This is a genomic window from Pokkaliibacter plantistimulans (genome assembly GCF_003194385.1).
GTDB classification, from domain to species: Bacteria; Pseudomonadota; Gammaproteobacteria; order Pseudomonadales; family Balneatricaceae; genus Pokkaliibacter; species Pokkaliibacter plantistimulans.
This window is the reverse complement of record NZ_LAPT01000095.1, coordinates 1-21839: the sequence shown is the minus strand read 5'-3', so window position 1 is coordinate 21839 and position 21839 is coordinate 1. Positions and strand designations below refer to the sequence as shown.

Sequence of the window (21839 nt, the reverse complement as noted above, 5' to 3'; positions counted from 1 at the left end):
AACTTACAAAAGTTAAAATTCAGAAAAATTCCTATTCCCTTTTTTGAAAAAGATGGCAGAATAGGCAGCACAAGGACGAAGGCAGGATGCCAAACATCAGGATGATGTTCAGGGACGTTAAGGAAAGCCGGAAACTGGCCAGGAGGCCCGTAGGATACGACGTCAAGGATGAACATGGATGGGTACGAGGATAGACAAGGAGTGTCCTTTCCTCGACCTGCTCTTACTTTTACCCCGCTTTTTATTATTCCTCTCACCTCCCACACTACAATCAGTAACAATATTCACAATACGGCACTGCCTTGTTGGGCAACCAGATTGTACCTTCAGTTACAAAACACTTGGCGATATAAGACTTGAAGAGCCAGCTTCTATTGCTGGCACTATGTGCTTACCTGAGTGAAAGGCAGGGAATACGACCGAGAGAGTGATCGTGAATCAGGCTGCAGCCGTTACGCTGGCCAACACACGTTGCAGGCGCTGTACCTGTTTGAGATGACGCAAACGCTTGAGTACTCGCGCCAGATGTACACGGTTTTTTACCAGCAGATGCATTTCCACCATGCTGACGGAATCATCCTGCCGATCCATATCCATCCGCGTCACTACTGCATCAGCCAGACTCGCCTCAGCGGCCAGCATGGGTAACAGTTCACGATGAGCCACTGCCTGAATGCGCAGCGGCGCCAGGAACTCACGCTGTATATGCTCGCCCCAGGTTAAGGTCAGGGTCTTTTCCGGATTTTTGCGCCACTCCAGCGTGTTCTTGCACAGAGAGTGATGCACCATCAGGCTGCCACCGGCAAAATGCCCGAGAATAGGGTCGCCGGGCAGGGGATAACAACAGCGGGCAAACTTCACCAGCATGCCTTCAGAACCATTGATCACCAGTGACTGGCTGGCACCTTCGCGGCCACGCTGAGCCACGCCAAGAGCATCTTCCGCCCGGGGCTGCAAACGATGAGCCACAACCTGAGGCACACGCTTACCAAGACCAATTTCTTCCAGCACATCATCAAGGCCCGACAGCTCGGTTTCCTGCAACAGCTCATTCAGCGCCCCTTCGCTGATCTGCTCCAGGGTATAGCCATCACTGGCAGCGGCCTGAGTCAGCAAACGTCGTCCCAGCTCAATGGATTCACTGCGCTCGGCCGTTTTCAGGAAGTGACGAATGCTGCTGCGCGCCTTGCCAGTCACAACAAAGCTCAGCCACGCCATGTTGGGATGAGAGCTTTCCTTGGTGATCACTTCCACGGTCTGACCACTCTGTAACGGGCTGCTCAGTGGCGCCAGATGCCCGTCAACATAGCAACCCACACAGGTGTTACCCACATGGGTGTGTACGGCATAGGCAAAATCCACCGGCGTTGCGCCACGGGGTAGTTCCATGATTTTGCCTTTGGGGGTGAAGACATAGACCTCATCAGGAAACAGGTCTTCCTTCACGTGCTCGATAAACTCCAGAGAGCTGCCAGCACGCTGCTGCATTTCCAGCAGCCCGGCCACCCAACGCTGCGCCCGGCGCTGCGAGCCCTGCACACGGTCACTCAGCTGGCTGTTACTGCCCCACTGGCAGGCGATACCCAGATTGGCCACCATCTCCATTTCTTCGGTACGGATCAGTACCTCGAGCTGGAAGCCCTTGCCAGTAAACAGCGTAGTATGCAGAGACTGGTAGCCGTTGGCCTTGGGAATAGCAATGTAATCAGAAAAGGTGCCCGGCACCGGCTTGTACAGCCCATGCAGCAGGCCGAGAATGCGGTAGCAGTTTTCTACCGAATCGGTCACCACGTTGATGACCTGAGTCGCCATGATCGTCTTCAGGCCTTTGCGCTCGTGCAGCATCTTCTTGTAGATGCTGTTCAGATGGCGCTGGCGCCAGGTCATGCGATGATTAACGTCCTGTGCCGACAGGCGCTCCTCGATGACACTCTGCACCTCTTCCAGCTGCTCCCGCCGTGATTCGCGAAACTGTGCCACGGCAGCCGACAAACGTCGGGAACGCATGGGGTAATAGGCCGCAAAAGCCAGATCTTCCAGCTCAGTACGCACCAGATGCATACCCAGACGCCCGGCAATGGGAGCGTAGATATCCAGTGTTTCTTTGGCGATACGACGTTGCGAGGGGGCAGACATGGCACCGATGGTACGCATGTTATGCAGACGGTCTGACAGTTTGACGAGGATCACGCGGATATCCGCTGACATCGCCAGTACCATCTTCTGGAAGTTTTCGGCCTGAGCCTCGGCCTTGGTGGCAAACTCCATCTTGTTGAGCTTGCTGACCCCGTCAACCAGCTCCGACACCGTGTCGCCGAACTGATGACGCAAGGCATTCTTGGGAATGCCGGTGTCTTCAATGACGTCATGCAACATGGCCGCCATCAGACTTTGAGAGTCCATCCCCATGTTGGCCAGAATACCGGCCACCGCCAGAGGATGGATGATGTAGGGTTCTCCCGATTTGCGGGACTGACCATCATGCGCCTGCTCTGCGTAAAAATACGCCCGCTTGACCTTGTTGACTTCGTCAGGGGTCAGGTGGTCGCTTAGTCGCTCAGCCAGTGCATTGATGGTCGACATGAAGAATCCCCGGTCCTGCTTAGAACTCTTCCTCTTCGGCTTCCAGCGTGGTACGCGTCACACTACCCTGCGCAATTTCACGCAGTGCGACCACGGTCGGCTTGTCGTTTTCCCAGGCTACCTTGGGCTCTCTGCCGCCGGTGGCCAGCTGGCGTGCACGCTTGGATGCAACCATGACCAGTTCAAAGCGGTTTTCTACGTTTTCCAGACAATCTTCGACAGTCACACGTGCCATAGTTTTCTGTCTACCCTTCAGCGATGATAAGACGAAACTGTATAAAAAATAACCAAACCTGCCAGACAGGCAAGAGGCGCAATTCTATGTGAGCCGCGCCCCCGAAACAAGCTCTACTGCTCAAACTTCGGACAGCAATTCAGCCAGCAAACGTGCATTAACCTGTTGCTGACGCTGCAGTTTGCAGCGCTCGGCCCGAAATACCGAGGCCAGCTCGGCGACAGCGAAGGTGAAGTCGTCATTGAAAATGACATAGTCATATTCGGGATAATGCGACATTTCGCTGACAGCCTTGGCCATGCGCCCGGCAATAACCGCGTCGTCATCCTGGCCACGGCTGTTCAGCCGCTCCAGCAACGCTTCTTTACGAGGTGGCAGAATAAAGATGCCGATGGATTCCGGAATCTGCTTGCGCACTTGTTGAGCGCCCTGCCAGTCGATTTCCAGAATGACGTCCTTGCCTTCATTAAGGATTTTTTCCGCTGCCACCACCGAGGTGCCATAGAAGTTGCCAAACACTTCTGCGTGCTCAATAAAAGCACCTTCACCGATCATCTGGCGGAATACGTCCTGACTGACGAAGTGATAGTGCACGCCGTCGATTTCACCGGGGCGCTGGGCACGGGTCGTGTGTGACACCGACACGCCAATGGTTTTGTCCTGTTCCAGCAGGGCCTTGACCAGGCTGGTTTTACCGGCACCCGAAGGTGCGGAGACGATGTAGAGTTGACCTTTAGACATAGGACCCGTTGTCTGTCTGCGCTATCACAAGCGGTAAAGTGGTATTTACAGGTTGCGGTGAAGGCTAAGTGCCATGTCGCACCTGACCTGACCGGTTCGCTCGTAGCTCACGTCCCTGATATATAGGGCTGAGAAGAGGAAGGTTCCAGCAGCCTGAAACATTCCATACCGGACCGATACGCATCCTGAATGATAAGGTCGGCTATCATAGCACTCCTTCCCGTTCGCCTCATCCGCTCCATCCGCGCCATTGCACAGCTATTGCAACACTACGTCCTATAGTCGGCATGCATAGACTATTTCTGTCGATGTGCAATTATTATCCATCCCACTCACCAGCTGCTGCCTTATTCATGATCCAGTTCCGACAAGTTGAAGCTTTCCGCTGCCTGATGGTGACCGGCACCACCGTGGGTGCAGCCCGCCAGATGAATGTCACCCAGCCCGCCATCAGTCGCCTGATTGCCGATCTGGAAGCCGATCTCGGCTTTCGTCTGTTCACCCGCACCAAAGGGCGACTGGAACCCACCAATGCGGCGGTGCGATTCTATAAGGCCGTGGAAGAGAACTTTCTGGGTCTCGAGCGCCTGCGCCAGGTGGCCAACAATATCCGTAACCATGCACCGGAAAGCATGAGCATCGCCTGCTCGCCGGTACTGTCCACATCGCTGTTGCCCATGGTGCTGAAAGAATTTGTGCAGTCTGATCCCGAGGTGACCATCCACGTAGTCAGCTGCAATACCTCGGAAATTTTGCTCAAGCTGCAGGATTTGAAAGTGGATCTGGCCCTGTGTCCGGCATTTCCGCCCATCGCTGGTATTGAACAGATCCATCTGATGGATCTGGGCATGCTGTGCGCCATGCCACCCGGCCATCGACTGGCCAGCAAAGACAAAATCTACCCGGAAGATCTGGAAGATGAAACGCTGATTGGCTGGCTACCCATCGGCCCACGTGCCTACGACATGGAGCAGGCCACCCTCGACAAGGCCAAGGTCAAGACCCGCTACTCCATCAAGACCCACTCCTCGCATACCCGCTATGCAATGGTGGCGCACGGTCTGGGCATTTCTGTGGTAGAACCTTTTGCTGCACGCATCTGGCAGCCCAACGACGTGGTGGTACGGCCCTTTATTTCCGACATTCGCTATCGCTATGTCCTGGCCTACCCCAGTTCAGCCAAACGTTCCGAGCTGATGGCCGATTTTCAGGATGCGGCCCTGCAGGCCATCCACGCCTATGACTTCCGGGTCGAGGGCTATGACAACTGGACGGTATTGACCTGATGTTCACAGGGCGGGCTCATCCATTTGCAATGAGCCTCGCCTTTTGACTCAGAACAGCAGATGAGCCACCCCAGCGATGACCGGCAGGGTCACCAAAGTGCGCAGGATAAAGATAACAAACAGCTCCCATAGATTGACCGGGATACGGCTCCCCAGCAGCAACGCACCCACTTCAGACAGATAGATCAGCTGTGTCACTGACATGGCGGCAATGACGAAGCGCGTCATTTCGTTATCCACAGCAGCAATCAGGATGGCCGGGATAAACATGTCGGCGAATCCCACCATCACCGTCTTCGACGCCGCCACTGCTTCCGGGACACCCAGCAGCTCCAGCAGCGGCACAAAGGGTTTACCCAGATACTCAAATACCGGCGTGTACTCCGCCACCATCAGGGCCAGCGTGCCTACCGCCATGACAACCGGCAACACGCCAAACAGCATATCGATAGCATTGTGAATGCCATCACGCAGTGGCAGGCGGAAGTTCTCGATACGATCAGCACGCGCCAGCGCGCGACGGTAACCGACACTCCACACACTGTGTCCCTGCGGAATCGCCTCTTCCTCGGCATTGCGTGGGCTGCCGTCGATATAGTGATCGCGCTTCCAGCAGAGCGGGGGCAAGCGCGGCACCACGATGGCGGCCACAATGCCCGCCAGACAGACCGTGCCATAGAAGGGCAGGAACAGATGCTCCAGCTTGACCTGTGCCAGCACGACCAGCGCAAAGGTAATGGATACCGCCGAGAAGGTCGTGCCAATCACCGCTGCTTCCCGCTCGGTGTAGAAGCGACCTTCATACTGCTTGCTGGTCAACAGAATGCCGACCGAGCCATCGCCCAGCCAGGACGCAAAGCAGTCCACTGCACTGCGGCCGGGCAGCTGAAATACCGGACGCATGACCCGGGTCATCAGGGTGCCGACCAGCTCCAGTAAACCAAAATCCAGCAACAGCGGTAGCAGCAGGCCCGCAAAGATGAACACCGAAAACAGCACCGGCATCAGATCACCAAATACCAGCTGGCCGGTGCTATCACTGAGCACCGCCTGTGGGCCATGACCGCTGTAAAGCATCAGAGCGATCACCGCACCGCACAGGCGAATCAGGGTCCAGATCCAGTTGGGTGACAGCAGGCCGTAGATAAAGGCGTAACGTTGCAACCACTGCGGACGCAACACCTTGGTCAGCAGGGTGCCTGACGCCGAAGCGACTATGACGGTGGTCAGCAGCTCAGGCATGACCTCGTTCAGTGCCGTCAGCAGGCTTTTCGCCAGAACGGCCACACTGATGGTGATGCTGCCCTGATAGTTGACAGGAACCATGAACAACAGAATGCCCACCAGTGAGGGCAATAAGAACACCAGGGCGTTGCGTGACAGGGAACGTTGCAGTCCCTGATTCTGCGCGGTCAGCAAAGAATCCACTGTGACTCCATCCTTATTATTTGTTATTGGGCAAGCAAAAAGGCGGCACAGTGAAGCAGAAGAACAGGATGTTGGCAAAGAACAACAAGAAATGGCTGCCATTTTCCGGCTATTTTCAGCGAGAAAACAAACCAGCACGTTGCATACAGATAAAGGATTTTAACAGCTATATATTCGCATTATTGCTAATAATCGCTGCACAGCATAAAAACTGATGCAGTTCTCATGTATTGAATCAACCAATAGAAGCCAGGGTTCAACTTCAGCGAAACTGATTAAAAACCGGCTTTATCTGTCTGGTCGCGACCCGAAATAAAACAGATGCGGCCTTTTCACAGCGCTACACCAGCACCCACATCCTGACGTCATGAAAAAGGAGGGGCTCCCTGAGTTGAGTCATCAAAGAGCGCGTTCAGGTTTCTGCACAGCACAGATAGAAAAACGGTCAGAACAGACCTAACTGCGCCTGCTCCAGGGCCAGCAACTGCTGCTTGATCGACAATCCTCCACCAAACCCTACAAGGTGTCCGGCACTGCCAATCACGCGGTGGCAGGGAATGATAATCGGCAGCGGATTGCGATTATTGGCCATACCCACGGCGCGCGACGCCCCAGGCTGCCCCAGTGCCCTGGCAATATCGCCATAGCTGCACGTTTCACCCCAGGGAATGGCCTGCAGCTGTTGCCAGACGCTGAGCTGAAAAGTCGTCCCCACAGGTTGCAACGGCACCGTAAAGGTTCGTAGCTGCCCGGCAAAATAAGCCTGCAGCTCACGTACCGCCCAGCTCAATATCGTCTGCTCGGGGCACACTGGCGTCACATCCTGCGCCTTCTCACCCAAAAAATAGACGCCCAGCAGCGCCTGCTCCGTAGCCGTCAGCCTCAGCGGGCCGACGGGAGAGGTGATGACGTGAGTGACCGTCGGGGGCGACTCATTCAATATTCTGTACCTGCTTGTGGAGCATCAGGAGTAACTTATTAATAATCAATGCTTTATATGTGAATTTTGACATTAAGAACGAGACCACTAACCGCTTTACTCACCAATTGGCCAAAGTCATCTTGAAGTTCAGCCTTGGACGTAGGGTAGCACATCCCATCCAAGGGCCGAGAGAGGAGGCTACTTCTGCATCCAAGCTAATAGATCCGACAGCAACCATACTGCGCTTCCCCCAACTCTTTTACGCCGTGGGACTTCACCAGACCTCTCCAGCCGCCACCAGGTCGTCCTGCTGATAGTGGTGATTCGTTCGCGCTCGGCCTCTTTAATAAGCCGTTCGGACTCATTGTAAGCACGGAGGATCTCTCCCCGAGTCTCCGTTGGCGGCGGAGAGAATCGGCTCACCTGTGTCATGAGGCTTCCCCTTGCTTGTTACGCAACAACCACTGGTCAATTTCGGAGCGTTTGAAGTAGACCCTTTTGCCCATCGGCTTGAAAAACGGGATCTCTTTCTTGGACGTCAACTTGTACAGGTACGAGGTGGACAGGCCCGTATAGATGGCACAGTCATTAATGGTCATGATTTCTTTGGCAGGAATGGCCAGTGATTGGATCTGTTCTAGCACGAATACCAGTTGATTCTCGGTCATAAGCTTTCCCTTGGGTGGTCAGGAGTTGCTGTTATTTTCTCTTGATCACCCTTCGAGGCCGACCTCTGGAATTGCCCTTTTCGGACAATTTGGGCGGTATTGCTACTCTCTGATTTCACATGCAGGGTCACCGCCTTGAGTTCTGTGGCTTTCTGACGAGGTTTATGGGGTACCAGATGATCAGACTCTAACGATGTAGACTTCACAGATAACGCTTGATTGTTTCTTGAGCAGGCGGGTTAAAATAAATATTGGTTTATAGAAAAGGTTAAATAAGAGGTTAAAGATAAGGTTATATGGGTGTGGATATCCCATGTAAGAATTTGATTTTGAAAAATAAAAATCAAATATCCTGCCCCTCTTATGTCAATAAGGTGCCCGTCAAATGTCAATAGTTGGCCCCTCAAATGTCAATGATAGCGCCCCTCAAATATCAATAACGTTGCCCCTCAAATGTCAGTAATCCGGCTGGGTTTCCAACAGGGTTGCCCACAGCAATAGTGGATAACTCGCGGTTGCGCTGGCGTTTTACCGCGCTGTCGCAGCTAGGAAACAGCCAAAATAGCAATGCGCCCCTCATTTGTCAGTAGCTTGCCGAGGGGGTTGCCCCTCAAATGTCAATGAAAGCCCCCCCACTTATCAGTATTGGCCGCATTCCCCAGATATAATTCAGGACTTATGCACAGGCTGGCTGGTCGTCCAGGGCGTTTTGTGGTGTGCGCAGAAGGAATGATTGGAGGGAAAGATGTTGGAAATCAGAAGGGATAGAGATGGTGTTTAAACCCAGAGTCACCGTTTGCAGTGCACCAAGTCATTATGAACCCAGGCACTTGCCACCATGTCGTTCTCGCACAGCTCGTCACAGGCCGCGCCGACCTGTTCGCGCCACTTCTTTGCTCTGGTTGATTCTGAGCCACACATCAACCGAAAGGTCTCCAGCTTAAGCGGATAGGGCTCTTTGTGAGATGCGAAGTAGTCGAACATCCGCCGGGCTGTGGGCGACAGCTTGCGGTACTTTTCCCAGACGAATTTCGAATAGTGATCGCCAGCGAAGAGCACGACGATCTCTCCGTCGATTTCAACCTGGCATAGAGATGTTTTCTTGCCTCGATCCAAGACGCGGAATCGATGGATAAGCGACAGTGATTCGAGGCGGCCGATCCGCGCGGAAGAAAAGGCCATTGCAGACGCCTGGAGGCGAGACAAGCATTCTTCGGCCTTGGTGTAATAGGCTTTGTTGATCGACCAACCCAAATCCTGGCAAAGTCTGTAGAACGTGAAAGTAATTGGCTCGCCCAATGGCGACCGTTTGGAATATTCCAGTACCTGCTGCCAAACCAGTTCATCGTCCTGAGCGCGCAGCTCAACACCTGTATAGGTTATATTCACGTCTTTGTTGACATGGTAAATGGGGTGGTTCTGCAAGGCTGCACGGGGAGTGCGTTTGTTGCGCACAGTGAACAGCGCCGATCGAGCGTAGTCGTTCGGCATGACCCGCATATTGTCGGACCAGGGAGCAATGTCGAATAGCGAGAGTTGCAGGTCTTTTATCTCCTGCTTCGTGTGTTGAAGTAGAGCCGCCTGCTTCGCTTCATCCACTCTCGCAGCCAGCACTTCGGCGGCTGGCTTGCGGCGCTTTTTATTGCCCTCCATATATCTACTAGCAGGCTTCATCAGACTCAACCAGCCGAGACGCCACCCAGGATTCAAGTTGGTCGAGCCGATAGCGCAGTGTCCGCTCTCCAGCCAGACGATAGGGCCGGGGAAAAGTTGGATCGTTGGCCCGGATTCGTTGAAGCGTTGGCGCGGAAATCTTCAGTAGAGCCGTTACTTCGTGCACTGACAGAAGCTGTAGATGCCTTTGACCAGTGTCATTTTCAATTTGGATTGCTTGCTGCATAGGACCCCCCTGATGAATATGATCACAGGGGTAATTTTGCTGGGTGCCGTCCCAAAACCTCGCCTCTGGATGTGCCCTTTTCGGGAGCAAAGAACGGAATGTACATCACAAGAGAACTTTCACATGTGAAAGTTTTCATCAATGATTAAAGCCAGCATGATGCTGGCTTTAACGGGGAGGATCTCAATTCGAGCCGTCCCAGTCTGGGAATATCTCGGAAGCCAAGTCGCGCCGCGCCTTATCTACGTCGACGCCGTTCAAGCGTTCCAGTGTCCTTTCCTGGGCGTTCTTACGGCTACCGTCAATGTTGAAGTCGCTACCGGCTCCGGTCAGGCTGTCGAGGTTCAACGAACTCGGGTCAGGCAACTTGCCGTGCTGTTGCAGAATCCCAAGCCACTCGTCCAAGTTGACCTTGCTCCAGTCAATCTTGGCGACTCTATCCAAAGGAATACCTCCACATTGAGGGCTCTCAGCGCTCCCAAAGCTAATGCCGAGCAGCGGACGAACTTGCTCCTGGACAATGCGGGACAGCGGTGAGTTGAAGCAGCAATAAGCCTCGCGTTTCTCGACACAAGCGCCGAGCACCTTGGACTTGCAGTAAGAGCCGACGTAGGAGCAGTTCTTGAGCGCCCTCTTGGCGTTCATAGTGAATTCTTCCTCCTCGCATTTGTAGAGCATCTGAATCATGACCATCGTCACGACATAGACCGTATAAATTGTCATCGCCGTGCTCAGCCAAGTGGCAGCACTGTCCATCATGCCTTCCTGAGCCATCTTGCTAGCACCTCCGGCTGCAGCCTCCTGGGTGGCAGCATCCTGCCCCAGTCCTTTCATGATGTTCGCCATGACCTCTTTAACCTGCTCGGTCAGTTGATCCATCAATTCATCAATAACCTGCTCTATAGGTTGGTAGAAGGAATCCACTGCGCCGGAGATATTCTCGATATAACTGGTGAAGGGTTGAGTTATTTCGGTCCAGCCTTGTAAGACAGGCTCGCGCAAGATCTGGTAAGCACCCTTGACTGAATTACCGCTCTGCAGGCCCATCACTGCGCCGTCCAATTTTGGTACTGCCATGATCAGATTAAGGTAGTCGGCCAGCGAAATGTTAGATGGCTTCTCGCAGCAATTCTGTACACCACCAACAGCAATCTTACATGTTCCAGCTTTCCCACCAAAAACCATACAACCTTGGTCAACATTAGCGTCACCGCCCTCATCGGTCGCACTATCTGAGCAGGTCATATCCTGTGTCATAAACTGAGCCGCATTCAAAAGGCTCACTGCGCGGGCAAAATCGACACTTTGGGACTTTGATACATCTAAGCATTCATCCCCCATACACTTAATTTCACCAGAACATTGGTACTCTTCCTGTTTTGTCACGGTAGGGATTTCGACATCACTTCCACAATCATATGTGTCTTTATATACATAACACTGGCCAGACTCTCCTTTGGCACCATCAATACACGCGGAACTGATAAATCCGCATTGCGGGTTGTTCTCATACGTCTGACAGGAGGAAAGGTTTTTCCCATCATTTACTGGGCAGTGTTCTACTCCCTGGGGATCTGTCCAGCAATCCATCTGACCCACGTTGAAATTGCATTGCATAGCTGAAAGATGAACTTCTGTTGCCAGCGTAGGAATGCTAGGAAAAGGAGAGGGTGTCAGTGCTGCATAAAGATCGTCATTTGGGCAAATCTTTACCCCGTTTACGGTAGTGCAATCTGTATTGTTAGTAGCACCGCCCGTTGTTATTAATTGTCCTGTACAGAAACCATCACTAAGCTGAAGGGCATCACTTACACAATTATGAGGCGTCCAACTGTCTTGCTTTTGATTAATGAATCGAAATTCAAATTTGCCTCCGAGAACGAAATCATCGCTGTCGGATTCTGTAGTATCTTGAATTTGTACAACACCAATTAATCCATTTTCGCAGGAGGGTATTTGGTTAACTTGATAATACACTGAAGAGTCAACATCTCCCTCGATCCCGCTATCGATCCAGTCCCATGCTCCTACTAGCTGAGTCTTATTTATACTTCCACTTTCTCCACATATTGCCACCTGGTCCAGCTTCGGAATTGTTGCTACTGAATACTCTCCATCCGTTGGATCGACGGTTTTCCATGTCCCTTTCGTTAGATCAAACTCCACCGTCAGCCAAGTACGCCCCTTAGCCGCAACATAAACCGTATCTACAAAAGAGCTGATTCCCATATTATGCGTTATCGTGCATGAGCCGACTGACTTCGTAACCCGTTCACATCGCTCATATTCAGGAACGTGTGTTGTGAACGATGTCTTATTGAGGGATGTACTGACAGTGCAGTCACCAAAGCCCTCTGTAATTAGATCAATATTTTCATATATGTCTTTACTCTGGTTCAGCATTGGGTCATTGCTAAAATTTGGACGCGAGCGATTTGTTGCATCGAGGAGTACTTTGTAGGCAGCACCAGAGATGGATGGATCGGCGCTATTTGCGTCAGACCAAAGAGCTCCTTTAGCGCTGTTGCCTACGTCATCCATGTCTTCGCTGGAATCAAAAAGACCTTGGAGCATGTCAGCATCGGTTTTTTTGGCATCCGGGAAATAGTAGCTGTCGGATTGACCGTCACCGCCGCTGGTTCCTGGAAACAGGTCGTTCACATTGATCTGGCTTCCGCCATTTATATGGAATTGACCGTCTTTCAGCGCCGGCATCGAGATCGTGCCGTTTTGGAACGAACCCGAGTTGGCTCTGAACGAGTTGGCGAGGTCTTGACCAAAGGCTTGGGCTTCTTTCCCAACGGAGGAAATGTCCGGATTCTGACCGCTGTTGGCGTATGCATGGATCGGTAGCACCGACATTGTGACCGTCAGCAGCGAGGCCACCGTTCTAATGAAGAGTGTTTGATTTCTCATAGCATGGTTCTCAATAAAATATTGAGGACCATGCTATGAGCCTTAAGTAATAAACCTCCTCCGCCAAGCTGCCCAATTGCGGAAAATCACGCGGCTTTACTCTTATCAGCAACGCAAAACGGACACTCCACACAAGTTCTTTGGTTAACTGAGGTAAAGTAAGTGCATTGGCAATGATCACATTCCTCAAGCATAGCATTGCCGCTTCTATACTCAGCAGCCAAGCACCAAGCATCGGTAATATTAAAAGGAGTCCATCGATAACCTTTCATTCCAGGAATCTCTTTACGAATGGCGTGATACATACGAAACGCTTTGTTAAGCGCGTTGATATCTATCGACTTTAATATCGCTTCCCCGCCAATATTACGGTAAAGCTGCATCAGTAGAGACGCCTGAATCTTAGATGTGTGGTTATGAATCAGGGTGGCCCCGCCACGAAATGTACGTGACCTAGGCTCCAGCTCGTACCCATCGTTTTTGATGTCCTGATATAACCTGCGTACCTGTTTGTAAGTCAGCCCCGTCTCAATCATGATGATCTTGGTGATATATCCAGCTAGAGCCATATGGCGGGCGGCTATCCATCGGCCCAAACACCCTGACTTATAATCCGTACATTTCTCCATTGTCAGGCATCCTTGCTACTGGCGAACAAATTCCGGTATTGCATCCACAACGCCGCTATCACTGCTGGAAGAGCTGCTGCGTAAAACCAATCGCTTCGCTCTACCCCTTCAAGTGTAATCAGCGACGCGACAGACAAGGAAAAGAGGACCGCAACTAACCAGGCCAGTTTTTTATTCTTGGTGTTCTTCATAACATATCTCCCACGATATTATTAAAGTTTCTTTCTATCATGAGATCTCAGACATGCAACACAAAAATACTATATATTTTACAGTATTATTTTTTGATGCTTTGAAGGTTTGCACTTTCAGGTAAAAATGAAATATTGACCCTGCAATGATCGGAGGCTTTCAATGTGAAGCGAATGTTTAAATGGGGTATAGTGCTGGCAACTTTGTTCGTTGCATACAGAGTTGCTGGAAGCGGAGGGCTTATTTTGTCCTTGATTCCACTAACTATTCTTATACCCATTTTTGCGATTAGATACACCAGAGAAACAGGTTCACAAGGTGTTAATTTTCAGAGAGCAACACACCTTGATGATCAGGAAGATGTATGCACTCCCATTCCTGATGCTTCGGATATATGCTCCGACTGGCAGGGAATCCCTTATTGAAAGCACTGGTGTTATGCAGTGCCTTTCAGGCATCCCACCGAGGATTCGCCTTCAACACGAAGGATTAGTTTACCATCCCTGCAAACTAATACGGGGCGGCGCTGGGCTCGACTAAGCGTTCCCCTCAATAAATACGGACAAATACCGGTTTCCTCACTGGAGACCTTTAAGGCTTCAGCGCTGGTCACCAGGACATTACCAGTTCGCTCCACTGGAGTTACAAGCCAATCCCCGTATCCTTCCAGCATCATCAGTTTCAGTGTATTGATGACCAAGATTGGAGTGATGGGGCCACGTACTTCATGAGCTTCCAGCATGCTATCCATGCTTGCCCATACCTGTTCCAGTTCGTCCTGAAGCTGGCGTTCACGAAGTTTCAATTGGACCAGCGCGGTATTCATGAACCACCTCCTTGCTTAACAACAAAATAACGCGAAACTGGAGCCAGATAACCCCCGGCCTGTTCTCGTCCAGCCCCAGCTGCTGACTCAATGATATCCGCTGTTTTGTTCGCCAAGGCGTCATCGCCCATTTCACTCCGGAGTTGAGCCCGATATTCCTGTTCCTTTCCATCGCTTGCGCCCAAGATGGATGAGGCAAACAACCGTGCACCCGCATTCGAATGGAGGCCATGCTCTTGTATCGCGGTCTGCATGGCCAAATTACGAAACTCATCTCCGTACTGCTGAACAAAGGCCTGCGCATGCTCTGCACCTGCTTCGCTCGCACTAGCAAACGCTGCCGCGAAGAACATACCACGCTCGCGAACCGACATGCCCTTGGCCGCCTCGGATAGGTCCGATTTCCCGGTGAGCCATTCCTTGGCTGCATAGAAACCGGAAACTCCTGCTCCGATAATGTCCCTACCCAGGTTGGCCGCACCAGTAGCCAGGAACCCTGGAAGGCCATACTGATCTTTGATGTACTGATCTCCCTTGTGTGCGTCGGCAATAAACTGATCGCGCTGCTCGGGCGTCATCCGTGCCAGTTGGTTCATCGAGTTGGCAAAGTCATTTGAGAATCCATCCATGGCCACCCCTGAGCCGCCAACGATCTTGTCGAAGAATCGACCAGCCCCATCGGACGAGGCAAAGATATTGGATGCGGTGGATGATTCTACGTTGGAGTTCATTATCTGCGTTCTTAGTGACCCCAATCGCTCATCCTGGAACGACTCCTTTTGATTGGCATGAACGTCCTGTACTCGGCTCATATTCTTGTCATGCTGCTGGAAAACCGCCTCTCCGCCAGGCACACTGCCATAGGCTTGGGTACGCTGCCTCTCGTTCATACGACTGGGGTCTTGGAGTCGCTGAGTGTTGGAAAGGCCGGTGATTGCCGGAGCTTGCTGGACAAGCAACTGGTTCTCGTTAAACCGCCCCACACCCTGTGTGACGACACCACCAGTAGCCGCCGAGATAGCCTCAGCCGCAACAGTCTGCTCGGCTCCCTTGCCGGAGTTCAAAAGCGCGTAAATTTGCCCACCGGCTAACGCCTGCGCGGAATCCATTCCCAATGCCTGATAGAACCGTGCTTTTTCGGCAGCGGCCTGACGAGTCTCAGGCGACGCCATACGCATCCCATTCTGTAACACGGTGCTTGCGGCTGGACTACCAACGGAAGAGGCGGCCAATGCCCGCATATCCATTTGACTGGCCGTGCCAATTGAGCTTTGAGCGGAGGAAAGGCGCTGATACGTATTTTGAGCGCTAACGGCTTGTGTCGCGGATAGGGAAAGTTGCTCGCGTTGTTCCTCACCCAATGAATTAGTGAACCGCTGGCCTGACTCGGTGTTGGTTTGTCGCGCCAGATCTTGGGTCAACGCTGCGGAATCATCCTTGGAAATGCCCAAATTCTTTGTCAGCTTGTCTAGATCCGTGGTCAGTTGCTGACGCTGATCCGTCGTCCTGGACTCAGCAGACCCCGAAATATCTCCCTGTACTTTCAATGGCGCGTCTTTGCCAACTGCTCCCGACGCAGCAGCAATTCGACCTATTGGCCCGCCCATCACCGCAGCAAGCTTACCTGCATCAGCAGATCCTGAAGCCTTCATAGCTATGGCACCAGCTATGGCATCAGTATGTGTTTCCGACAATCCGTACTGCCGTGCGTAATCCTGAGCCTGACCGTAAATTGCCTTAGCCTGACTCGAATCGGATGCCCTAAGGGTTTGGCCCAGCCCCTGCAACCTAGCGTAACTCTGCTCGGCAGATGCCCCGGAGAAAACCGAGTTTGAGAGCTGTTCGGAGAAATTCCGCGTAGCTTGGGCGGATGCGGCCTGGCTGCTGCTAACCACTGAACTCAGGGTTTGTCCGATGTTCACCTTATCGACAAGCGACTCAGCTCCTGAAGCCATGGTACCGCTGAACTGGTTATACGAGAACGCTGGCTGACCTTTCATTATCGGATCTTGCTGCAGAAGATCAGGCGTTTGCATTTTCTCGTTTACGTGGTCGCCGCCATTGATTCGTGAGGCAAGGCTAGTAAACGCATAGGTGCTACCAGTGACGATGAACAAGGAAATGATCGGCGTAGCAGCGGCCAACATCCCACCCGTTGCGATCCAGTGTTGCAGCACATCACCTGTCGATGACAACGCATACATCGAGTCCAGTCCGGCGCCACTCAGGCTGGACACCTCCTTGGATGCCGCCGTGTGAACAAACAAGTTGATAATGGACAGAACTGGCATCCAAAGCTGAATCCAAAGGATGGTCTGTACATACTTGCCCGCCAGTTGGAGACCAAAACTCCCCATTACGATGATAAAGGCAATGATCGGAGTGATGGCGTAGATAAACCCTTCGAAGAAGGTCAACATTGGACGAACCACCGTCATGAACATGGACTGTTCCGCCGCCCACTGGGTATTCCGCTGCTGAATGGCCTGGTTAATCATCAGCGCGGAGCCGTAGTCCTGTAAGTCCTGATAGCGACCAGCGGCTGCCTCGTAATAAAGGGGTTCCAGCACGGCTGCCTTCAAATAATCGATGGATGATGTTGTCGAAGCTCCCATAGCTTGCAGCGAATCGCCGATTTTGGTGATGGCGTCATCGCCGGCACTGGTATCGATTCCCAGCAAGTTGTTCAAGGCGTCAACCACCACAGGGCTATTCAAGTTTGCAGTGGCGTTACTGATGGCGACCCACCCGTTAGTGCAGGTGTAATCAGCCCCATCAGGATTACCCGCAGAAAGGTAAAGGCGAGTCCCATAGAGCTGGGAGTTAAACCGAAGTGCTGTCTCGGTAGGACGATTCATGAGTTCATCCAGAGACATCAGTTTAAGGTCAACTTTGGTCAGTGTGCATTCACGGATGTAGTTGTTCCAGGACAGGCGCACATCGACGTATCCACCGCCATTGGCCGCATTGAGGGCGGTGAAGACACCGGTATCATAAGCTCTTCTGCGAACGTCATTCAGCAGCTTCAAAGTCTCCGAGAAGTGGCTTTCCGTAACGTTCGGTACGATGACCCCGTATCCGGTCTCGAAGAGGTTGGTAATGGTGTATCCCACGTTGGAGATCATCCCGCCCGCAAACCCAACCAACATAGGGACGTTGGCAACAACACGCACCTCGCCTGTATAGGCGTCTTCAATGGCTACTGTCGTGGTCGGTCCAAAGGAGCAGGCATAGATGACCCAGCCCAGCAAGACCTGCTGGAAGTTGATTTGTTTTGCTCCCTGAAAAACTGACTGGATACAGATGATGAGAACACCGAGCAGCAAGCCAATGCTGACCATTTTCTCGAAGTCCCCGGTACCAGTGATCATGGACACCGCAATCAGGATTTGCTCCAAGAATGCTGAATCCCCGATAGAGTGAATGGTAAACATAGGCACATTCTCCCGAAGTTTGGAGATAGCCTATTCGAGCAATCCTTTTTACCACGACTCTATAACTGCCCAATTTCGGTGTTTTACACAATCATCTCAATCATTGCCCGTTCAGAACATATCTCCATTTTTCAATAATAAGTCTGCATATTCTTGTCATTTATAAGAACTATGGCAGCATAATTTTATTGCTATAGGAGATTCCGTGATGACGAAAAAACTAACCTTAATATTTTTTGCAGTTGGACTGGCTTCTGGCTGCGCAACGACGACAAACAGCTACCAATACAAGGGAGACCATAGCCGCGCCTACAACTTGGCCCAGGCCGGAGGCCTCTACGACGCAAGGGATTACGACATCCCCAGGGAGCAGCGAGACGGTGTTATCAGCAAGGGATGGGATATCTCGGGTGACGCACTGCTGTTCAATTCCGGACATGGGCTTGGATTAGACTGGGGCAAGTCACTGGGCTTGGGCTTGCTGACCAGTGCCTTTACACCAAAGGGCGTTATGGAGCGAGATAGCGTATTTGGCTGGCTTCCGGAAACAAAAGCAGGTAATGCCAGAGAAGCCTGGGAACTGATGTCGAGTACTCTGCTCGATGGTATAGAGAAGACCTTACGGCAAGCGCATGTCAAATATGTTGTCGATAACAGGAACCTACATCAGGACTTTCCTCTAATGTCGGAGTACATTTTTTCCTCGGTGCGAATTGTCGATCCCGAACATGGTTGCCCTGACTGGGAAAGTGCCAATCGAGACTATGACCAATCCTGTTACGTGGCCACGACCGTGTATGCACCCACGGAAGAGCCACGAAAAGTGCCTGATTTCCTGATGGCCGGGCAAAATGGCTATGGCTTCTACGCAAATGATGAAGCCGATTACTCCCGCATAAAGGTGAACATCCCCAAAGATTCCAACCTAGACAAGACCCAGTTGCTTGCAGGCATCAGTCGGGAGCTTCCGTCATGGGCATTCATCTTCGTTGCATCGCAAAAGCTGGACACCGGCGGCTACACTGCTCCGGTGATCCTGACAGCAGGGAAGGCGGAACTATTCATCACACCGGATCCAGGATGAGCATGTGGCATGATGCCCTGGAGATCGGTCTGCTTCCTTTGGAAGAGACCGGCCTCTACTGTGATGGCATGACGTATGTGATCAGCCACGTGCTTCGAATAGCCGACATCCCACATCGGTGCTACATGGGCTATGTGAAAGACGAGAAACGTGGCGACCTGGTGGCGCCGCACTGCTGGGTTGAACTGGAGGGCGATGGTGATTGGATTGTCGATCTCCGGCTACGTACCTAGTTGGGAGATGATGACGAGGTGCCTCATGGGGTGTTCCAGCTTGCCGGGTGGTCCAGATTCACTTACAGGGGGCAGTCCATGGCAGGTATCGATCTGGATGAAGAGGCGGTCGAGGCCATGACCGACGGAAAATTTTCACATGTGAAAGTTCATAGATGATGCAATGTGGGTGCGCTACATGTCACGCAAGTGCTTCAACGCTCAGAACCGTTTTTCCGGGATTTGTTATAGAGATACAAACTTCCAAAGGTCACCACGGTAAAAAATGCAAGCAAACTCAGCATGGCAATTGTGAATGCATCCATGATACTCATCCTCTCTATCCAAACGTTCTATAATCAGATTTTAACCAAACTAGCGAGGTATTCCAGTGGCAAGAACACTAGAGCAACTCTTGGAGCAGGAGAAACCCGAAGTTGTAGCCGAGGCCAAACACAAGGCATCAGTGATGCTCCGCATCGTGGATAAGCAGACAACGGCCAAACAGGATCATAAAGCTGATTCAGACATTTCCTCTTCCCAGAAATAACAAAGGGCCAGACGAACTGGCCCTTTGTTGTTATTAACGATTAAATCACTAAGTACGGTTCATCGTTGTCGCTTTCAGCTATCGTCAAGTCAATAGTGAAAGTGATATCGACGCGCTCAACAGTCCGATTACACTCACAAGCGTGCTCATCCTGTAAGCTTTTAAACATCTTTTCAGCCTCATCATGAGAAGAAGCCTCTACAGTTTCAACAGCTAATTCACCTTCTTTTTCGGTGTAGTTAACCCCACGGTAATACACGCGGCCACATACGTCGAATTGATGGATTTCTATTTTAGTTTGTCCCAGCATTTTCATTCTCCAAGAGTTTAAAAGCCGGGACTTAGCCCAACCGGGCAAAGTACCCGGCAGGGTGATTTAAGATAACAAGGGCTATCGTTCTGAAAGGTTATTCACACCTTGGTTGACAAGAACTTCTTATTGGAAGCAATTGCAGCTCGCTCAGAAACCAGTTCCCCTTCAAGCGGCGCGCATTCGATGGCATCGAAAATGCCGGATTGATTGCTACCGGAGGTAGATCTCAACCATTCTCCGTTCAATGAACTGCTGACAGTAGCCAGCGGACTGACGACCCGTACGGGCCGCGTTTTTCTCAAGGACCGATATACCGCCATCGACGCCGCGTTTAATAGCTTGGCAACGATGGAAGCTCCGAAAGCAATGACGCCAACGGTAACAATCATGATCAAAACGAAAGTGGAAAAGTACATAAACACCTCCAATTAATTTGGAATTGAAGGGGCTACACCGCGTAACCGGTGAACCCCGGTTACGGGATAGGAAAGGAATTATTGGACGATATTGAACCAATCTGCGATTGGTTCAAATTTGTCACCCCATTCCATGATTTTCACGAAGTCTTCTGAGTTATCAGCTCTCGCCAATCCGCAGTAAGTTTTCGTATGACGACCATCAAGACACCGCAATACGGTGATATGAAGTGGTTCGCCAGATTCAGTTCTAGCGGCTGTTACCCCACGCCGTTGATGAACATGCGCATCATTAAGTGGCAGAATCAGACCGTTAACTTCGATTTTTGACATACAACACCTCAAATTTCTTTGAGGGTTCTCCCTTAACCGGAGAACCCCCGGTTAAGGGAAGGATTTAAGTTTGCTGTTTGTTTTTGGCGACCAGCTATCGCGCTCACTCAGCCAGAGGCTGAAGTTGTGAACACTGTAACAGCCAAGGCGTCGGGGGATACTCGCTGGAACTGCCCTTTTTGGGCGCATAGGTCAATAATTGAGATGAAGGAACTTTGTAGAAGGGAGAAGTTGATGCGGCATCTGGCGAATATAGGGCTTCTGATTCTGCTCATCCTGGGGCTGGTTGTCGCTGCCCATAAGCCAGGTATGGCACTTGTGTTGTTGGTGATCCTGGGTATTTTTCGCCTGGCTCGGGTTCGCAAGAGCGCCGTAGCTGGCAGTAGGGAGAGCAGTTATCAACGTCGAAAGAAAAAGAGGAAAGGAGGATTCCAGGACTCCTATGACTATGACCAGAGGTGTCACATCGGCACGAGTGACGATTAACCCGGCGCTCCACCATCTTTTGGCCGGGGAGGATCGCCCGCGCGACCAAGCAATTCCCACAGGAGTCGGAACGCATAGAAGTGATCGCGCAATGTCGGCGCACTCAGCCTCTGGTGCCTAGCGTAGTATCTGTGGATATGAGCTCTTCCGACCTGGGACGGGGATTTGACGCCTTTCTCATTGGCCGCAATGTCCTCCAGGGCCGCTATCAGACGTTTCACCATCGCCCGCCTTGCGGTCTTTCCGCCATGGCGGACATAGACATGTGATCGTTCTCTAACCCATTTTTCCATTGGTTCCTCCTCATATTACTTACCCCAGATAGGAGTTAGTTACGTCGATACGCCCATGGCCCAGCTCTCGCGCAACCTCCGACCGGATCTCCTGGTCCAGCATCCTGGCGTGGGTCACGGATACCCCAAGTTCCTTGGCAAGGTATTCATGATGGGAGCGGCCATGCTTTATTCCGGCTTTTACCGGGCATTCCGCGCCCAGCAGGTCCCGGTAGCGGGTTTGAGCGTAGATACCATCTCTCCTAACTGCCCTCAAATCGCATCACGCGACTTGAGGGCAATATTCGTTTTGATGTTTCACCACACCAAAACAAATCTGTACCAGCTTGCGCATCGCCGCGCCTAGCGCCTGCATTTTGCTCTTGCCGTTCTGTGTCAAACGCTCGTATTGG

The 21839-nt window shown here is 51.9% G+C and carries 20 protein-coding genes and 1 pseudogene; 4 read left to right on the top strand and 17 right to left on the bottom strand.

Annotation, left to right across the window (positions count from 1 at the left end):
• Positions 1 to 438: 438 nt before the first annotated feature.
• The 3 genes from WH50_RS18730 to gmk all read right to left on the bottom strand — a co-directional run bounded on the left by WH50_RS18730 (position 439) and on the right by gmk (position 3559).
• The gene (locus WH50_RS18730) at positions 439 to 2583 is read right to left on the bottom strand and encodes a RelA/SpoT family protein (RefSeq protein WP_110188839.1); all 2145 of its coding nucleotides are present in this window, start codon (positions 2581 to 2583) and stop codon (positions 439 to 441) included.
• Positions 2584 to 2602: 19 nt separating this feature from the next.
• Entirely contained in the window at positions 2603 to 2818 is a 216-nt protein-coding gene (rpoZ, locus tag WH50_RS18725; protein WP_110188838.1) for a DNA-directed RNA polymerase subunit omega, read from the bottom strand.
• Positions 2819 to 2938: 120 nt separating this feature from the next.
• Positions 2939 to 3559, bottom strand: a complete 621-nt coding sequence (gene gmk / locus WH50_RS18720; protein WP_110188837.1) for a guanylate kinase — start codon at positions 3557 to 3559, stop codon at positions 2939 to 2941.
• A 353-nt stretch (positions 3560 to 3912) separates the two neighbouring features.
• Between gmk and WH50_RS18715 the strand changes: the two genes are divergently transcribed.
• A complete protein-coding gene (locus tag WH50_RS18715) occupies positions 3913 to 4845 on the top strand; it encodes a LysR substrate-binding domain-containing protein (RefSeq protein WP_110188836.1) in 933 nt (310 codons plus the stop codon).
• Positions 4846 to 4893: 48 nt separating this feature from the next.
• On the opposite strand, the gene WH50_RS18710 is transcribed toward WH50_RS18715, so the two are convergent.
• Positions 4894 to 6273, bottom strand: coding sequence for a YjiH family protein (locus WH50_RS18710; protein ID WP_243410176.1), 1380 nt, complete (start codon positions 6271 to 6273; stop codon positions 4894 to 4896).
• Between the two features lies 1 nt (position 6274).
• On the opposite strand from WH50_RS18710, the gene WH50_RS27020 reads away from it, so the two are divergent.
• Positions 6275 to 6436 carry a hypothetical protein gene (locus tag WH50_RS27020; RefSeq protein WP_243410174.1) on the top strand — a complete coding sequence of 54 codons (162 nt, stop codon included), beginning with the start codon at positions 6275 to 6277 and terminating at the stop codon, positions 6434 to 6436.
• Between the two features lie 282 nt (positions 6437 to 6718).
• Here WH50_RS27020 and WH50_RS18705 read toward each other — a convergent pair whose 3' ends face one another.
• From WH50_RS18705 to WH50_RS18660, 9 genes are all read right to left on the bottom strand, one after another.
• On the bottom strand, positions 6719 to 7213 hold the full coding sequence (locus tag WH50_RS18705; RefSeq protein ID WP_110188834.1) for a methylated-DNA--[protein]-cysteine S-methyltransferase: 495 nt from the start codon (positions 7211 to 7213) through the stop codon (positions 6719 to 6721).
• 180 nt (positions 7214 to 7393) lie between these two features.
• Positions 7394 to 7627: an AlpA family phage regulatory protein gene (locus tag WH50_RS27230; RefSeq protein ID WP_110188833.1), complete on the bottom strand. Its 234-nt coding sequence runs from the start codon at positions 7625 to 7627 to the stop codon at positions 7394 to 7396.
• Positions 7624 to 7863: a helix-turn-helix transcriptional regulator gene (locus WH50_RS18695; protein WP_110188832.1), complete on the bottom strand. Its 240-nt coding sequence runs from the start codon at positions 7861 to 7863 to the stop codon at positions 7624 to 7626. Before WH50_RS18695 ends, WH50_RS27230 begins: the two co-directional genes overlap by 4 nt.
• A 789-nt stretch (positions 7864 to 8652) precedes the next feature.
• The gene (gene trfA / locus WH50_RS18690) at positions 8653 to 9537 is read right to left on the bottom strand and encodes a plasmid replication initiator TrfA (protein WP_243410172.1); all 885 of its coding nucleotides are present in this window, start codon (positions 9535 to 9537) and stop codon (positions 8653 to 8655) included.
• Positions 9538 to 9946: 409 nt separating this feature from the next.
• The gene (traN, locus tag WH50_RS18680; protein WP_110188830.1) at positions 9947 to 12679 is read right to left on the bottom strand and encodes a conjugal transfer mating pair stabilization protein TraN; all 2733 of its coding nucleotides are present in this window, start codon (positions 12677 to 12679) and stop codon (positions 9947 to 9949) included.
• Positions 12680 to 12765: 86 nt separating this feature from the next.
• Positions 12766 to 13308 carry a FlhC family transcriptional regulator gene (locus WH50_RS18675; protein WP_110188829.1) on the bottom strand — a complete coding sequence of 181 codons (543 nt, stop codon included), beginning with the start codon at positions 13306 to 13308 and terminating at the stop codon, positions 12766 to 12768.
• 2 nt (positions 13309 to 13310) lie between these two features.
• Entirely contained in the window at positions 13311 to 13499 is a 189-nt protein-coding gene (locus WH50_RS18670; protein ID WP_110188828.1) for a hypothetical protein, read from the bottom strand.
• Between the two features lie 437 nt (positions 13500 to 13936).
• Positions 13937 to 14326, bottom strand: coding sequence for a hypothetical protein (locus tag WH50_RS18665; RefSeq protein ID WP_110188827.1), 390 nt, complete (start codon positions 14324 to 14326; stop codon positions 13937 to 13939).
• Positions 14323 to 17760: a conjugal transfer protein TraG N-terminal domain-containing protein gene (locus WH50_RS18660; RefSeq protein ID WP_110188826.1), complete on the bottom strand. Its 3438-nt coding sequence runs from the start codon at positions 17758 to 17760 to the stop codon at positions 14323 to 14325. The genes WH50_RS18665 and WH50_RS18660 overlap by 4 nt, the downstream gene beginning before the upstream one ends.
• Positions 17761 to 17968: 208 nt before the next feature.
• Between WH50_RS18660 and WH50_RS18655 the strand changes: the two genes are divergently transcribed.
• Positions 17969 to 18844: a hypothetical protein gene (locus WH50_RS18655; protein ID WP_110188825.1), complete on the top strand. Its 876-nt coding sequence runs from the start codon at positions 17969 to 17971 to the stop codon at positions 18842 to 18844.
• A 2-nt stretch (positions 18845 to 18846) separates the two neighbouring features.
• Positions 18847 to 19077: a transglutaminase domain-containing protein gene (locus tag WH50_RS18650; RefSeq protein WP_110188824.1), complete on the top strand. Its 231-nt coding sequence runs from the start codon at positions 18847 to 18849 to the stop codon at positions 19075 to 19077.
• Positions 19078 to 19646: 569 nt separating this feature from the next.
• Here WH50_RS18650 and WH50_RS18645 read toward each other — a convergent pair.
• The 4 genes and pseudogenes from WH50_RS18645 to WH50_RS27010 form a co-directional block, all read right to left on the bottom strand.
• Positions 19647 to 19916 (bottom strand): hypothetical protein, encoded by a 270-nt coding sequence (locus tag WH50_RS18645; RefSeq protein ID WP_110188823.1) that lies wholly within the window; start codon positions 19914 to 19916, stop codon positions 19647 to 19649.
• 101 nt (positions 19917 to 20017) lie between these two features.
• Positions 20018 to 20335 carry a hypothetical protein gene (locus WH50_RS18640; protein ID WP_110188822.1) on the bottom strand — a complete coding sequence of 106 codons (318 nt, stop codon included), beginning with the start codon at positions 20333 to 20335 and terminating at the stop codon, positions 20018 to 20020.
• Between the two features lie 78 nt (positions 20336 to 20413).
• The gene (locus tag WH50_RS18635) at positions 20414 to 20668 is read right to left on the bottom strand and encodes a hypothetical protein (protein ID WP_110188821.1); all 255 of its coding nucleotides are present in this window, start codon (positions 20666 to 20668) and stop codon (positions 20414 to 20416) included.
• A gap of 1041 nt (positions 20669 to 21709) precedes the next feature.
• A pseudogene (locus WH50_RS27010) lies at positions 21710 to 21839 on the bottom strand (IS110 family RNA-guided transposase); the annotation flags it as partial.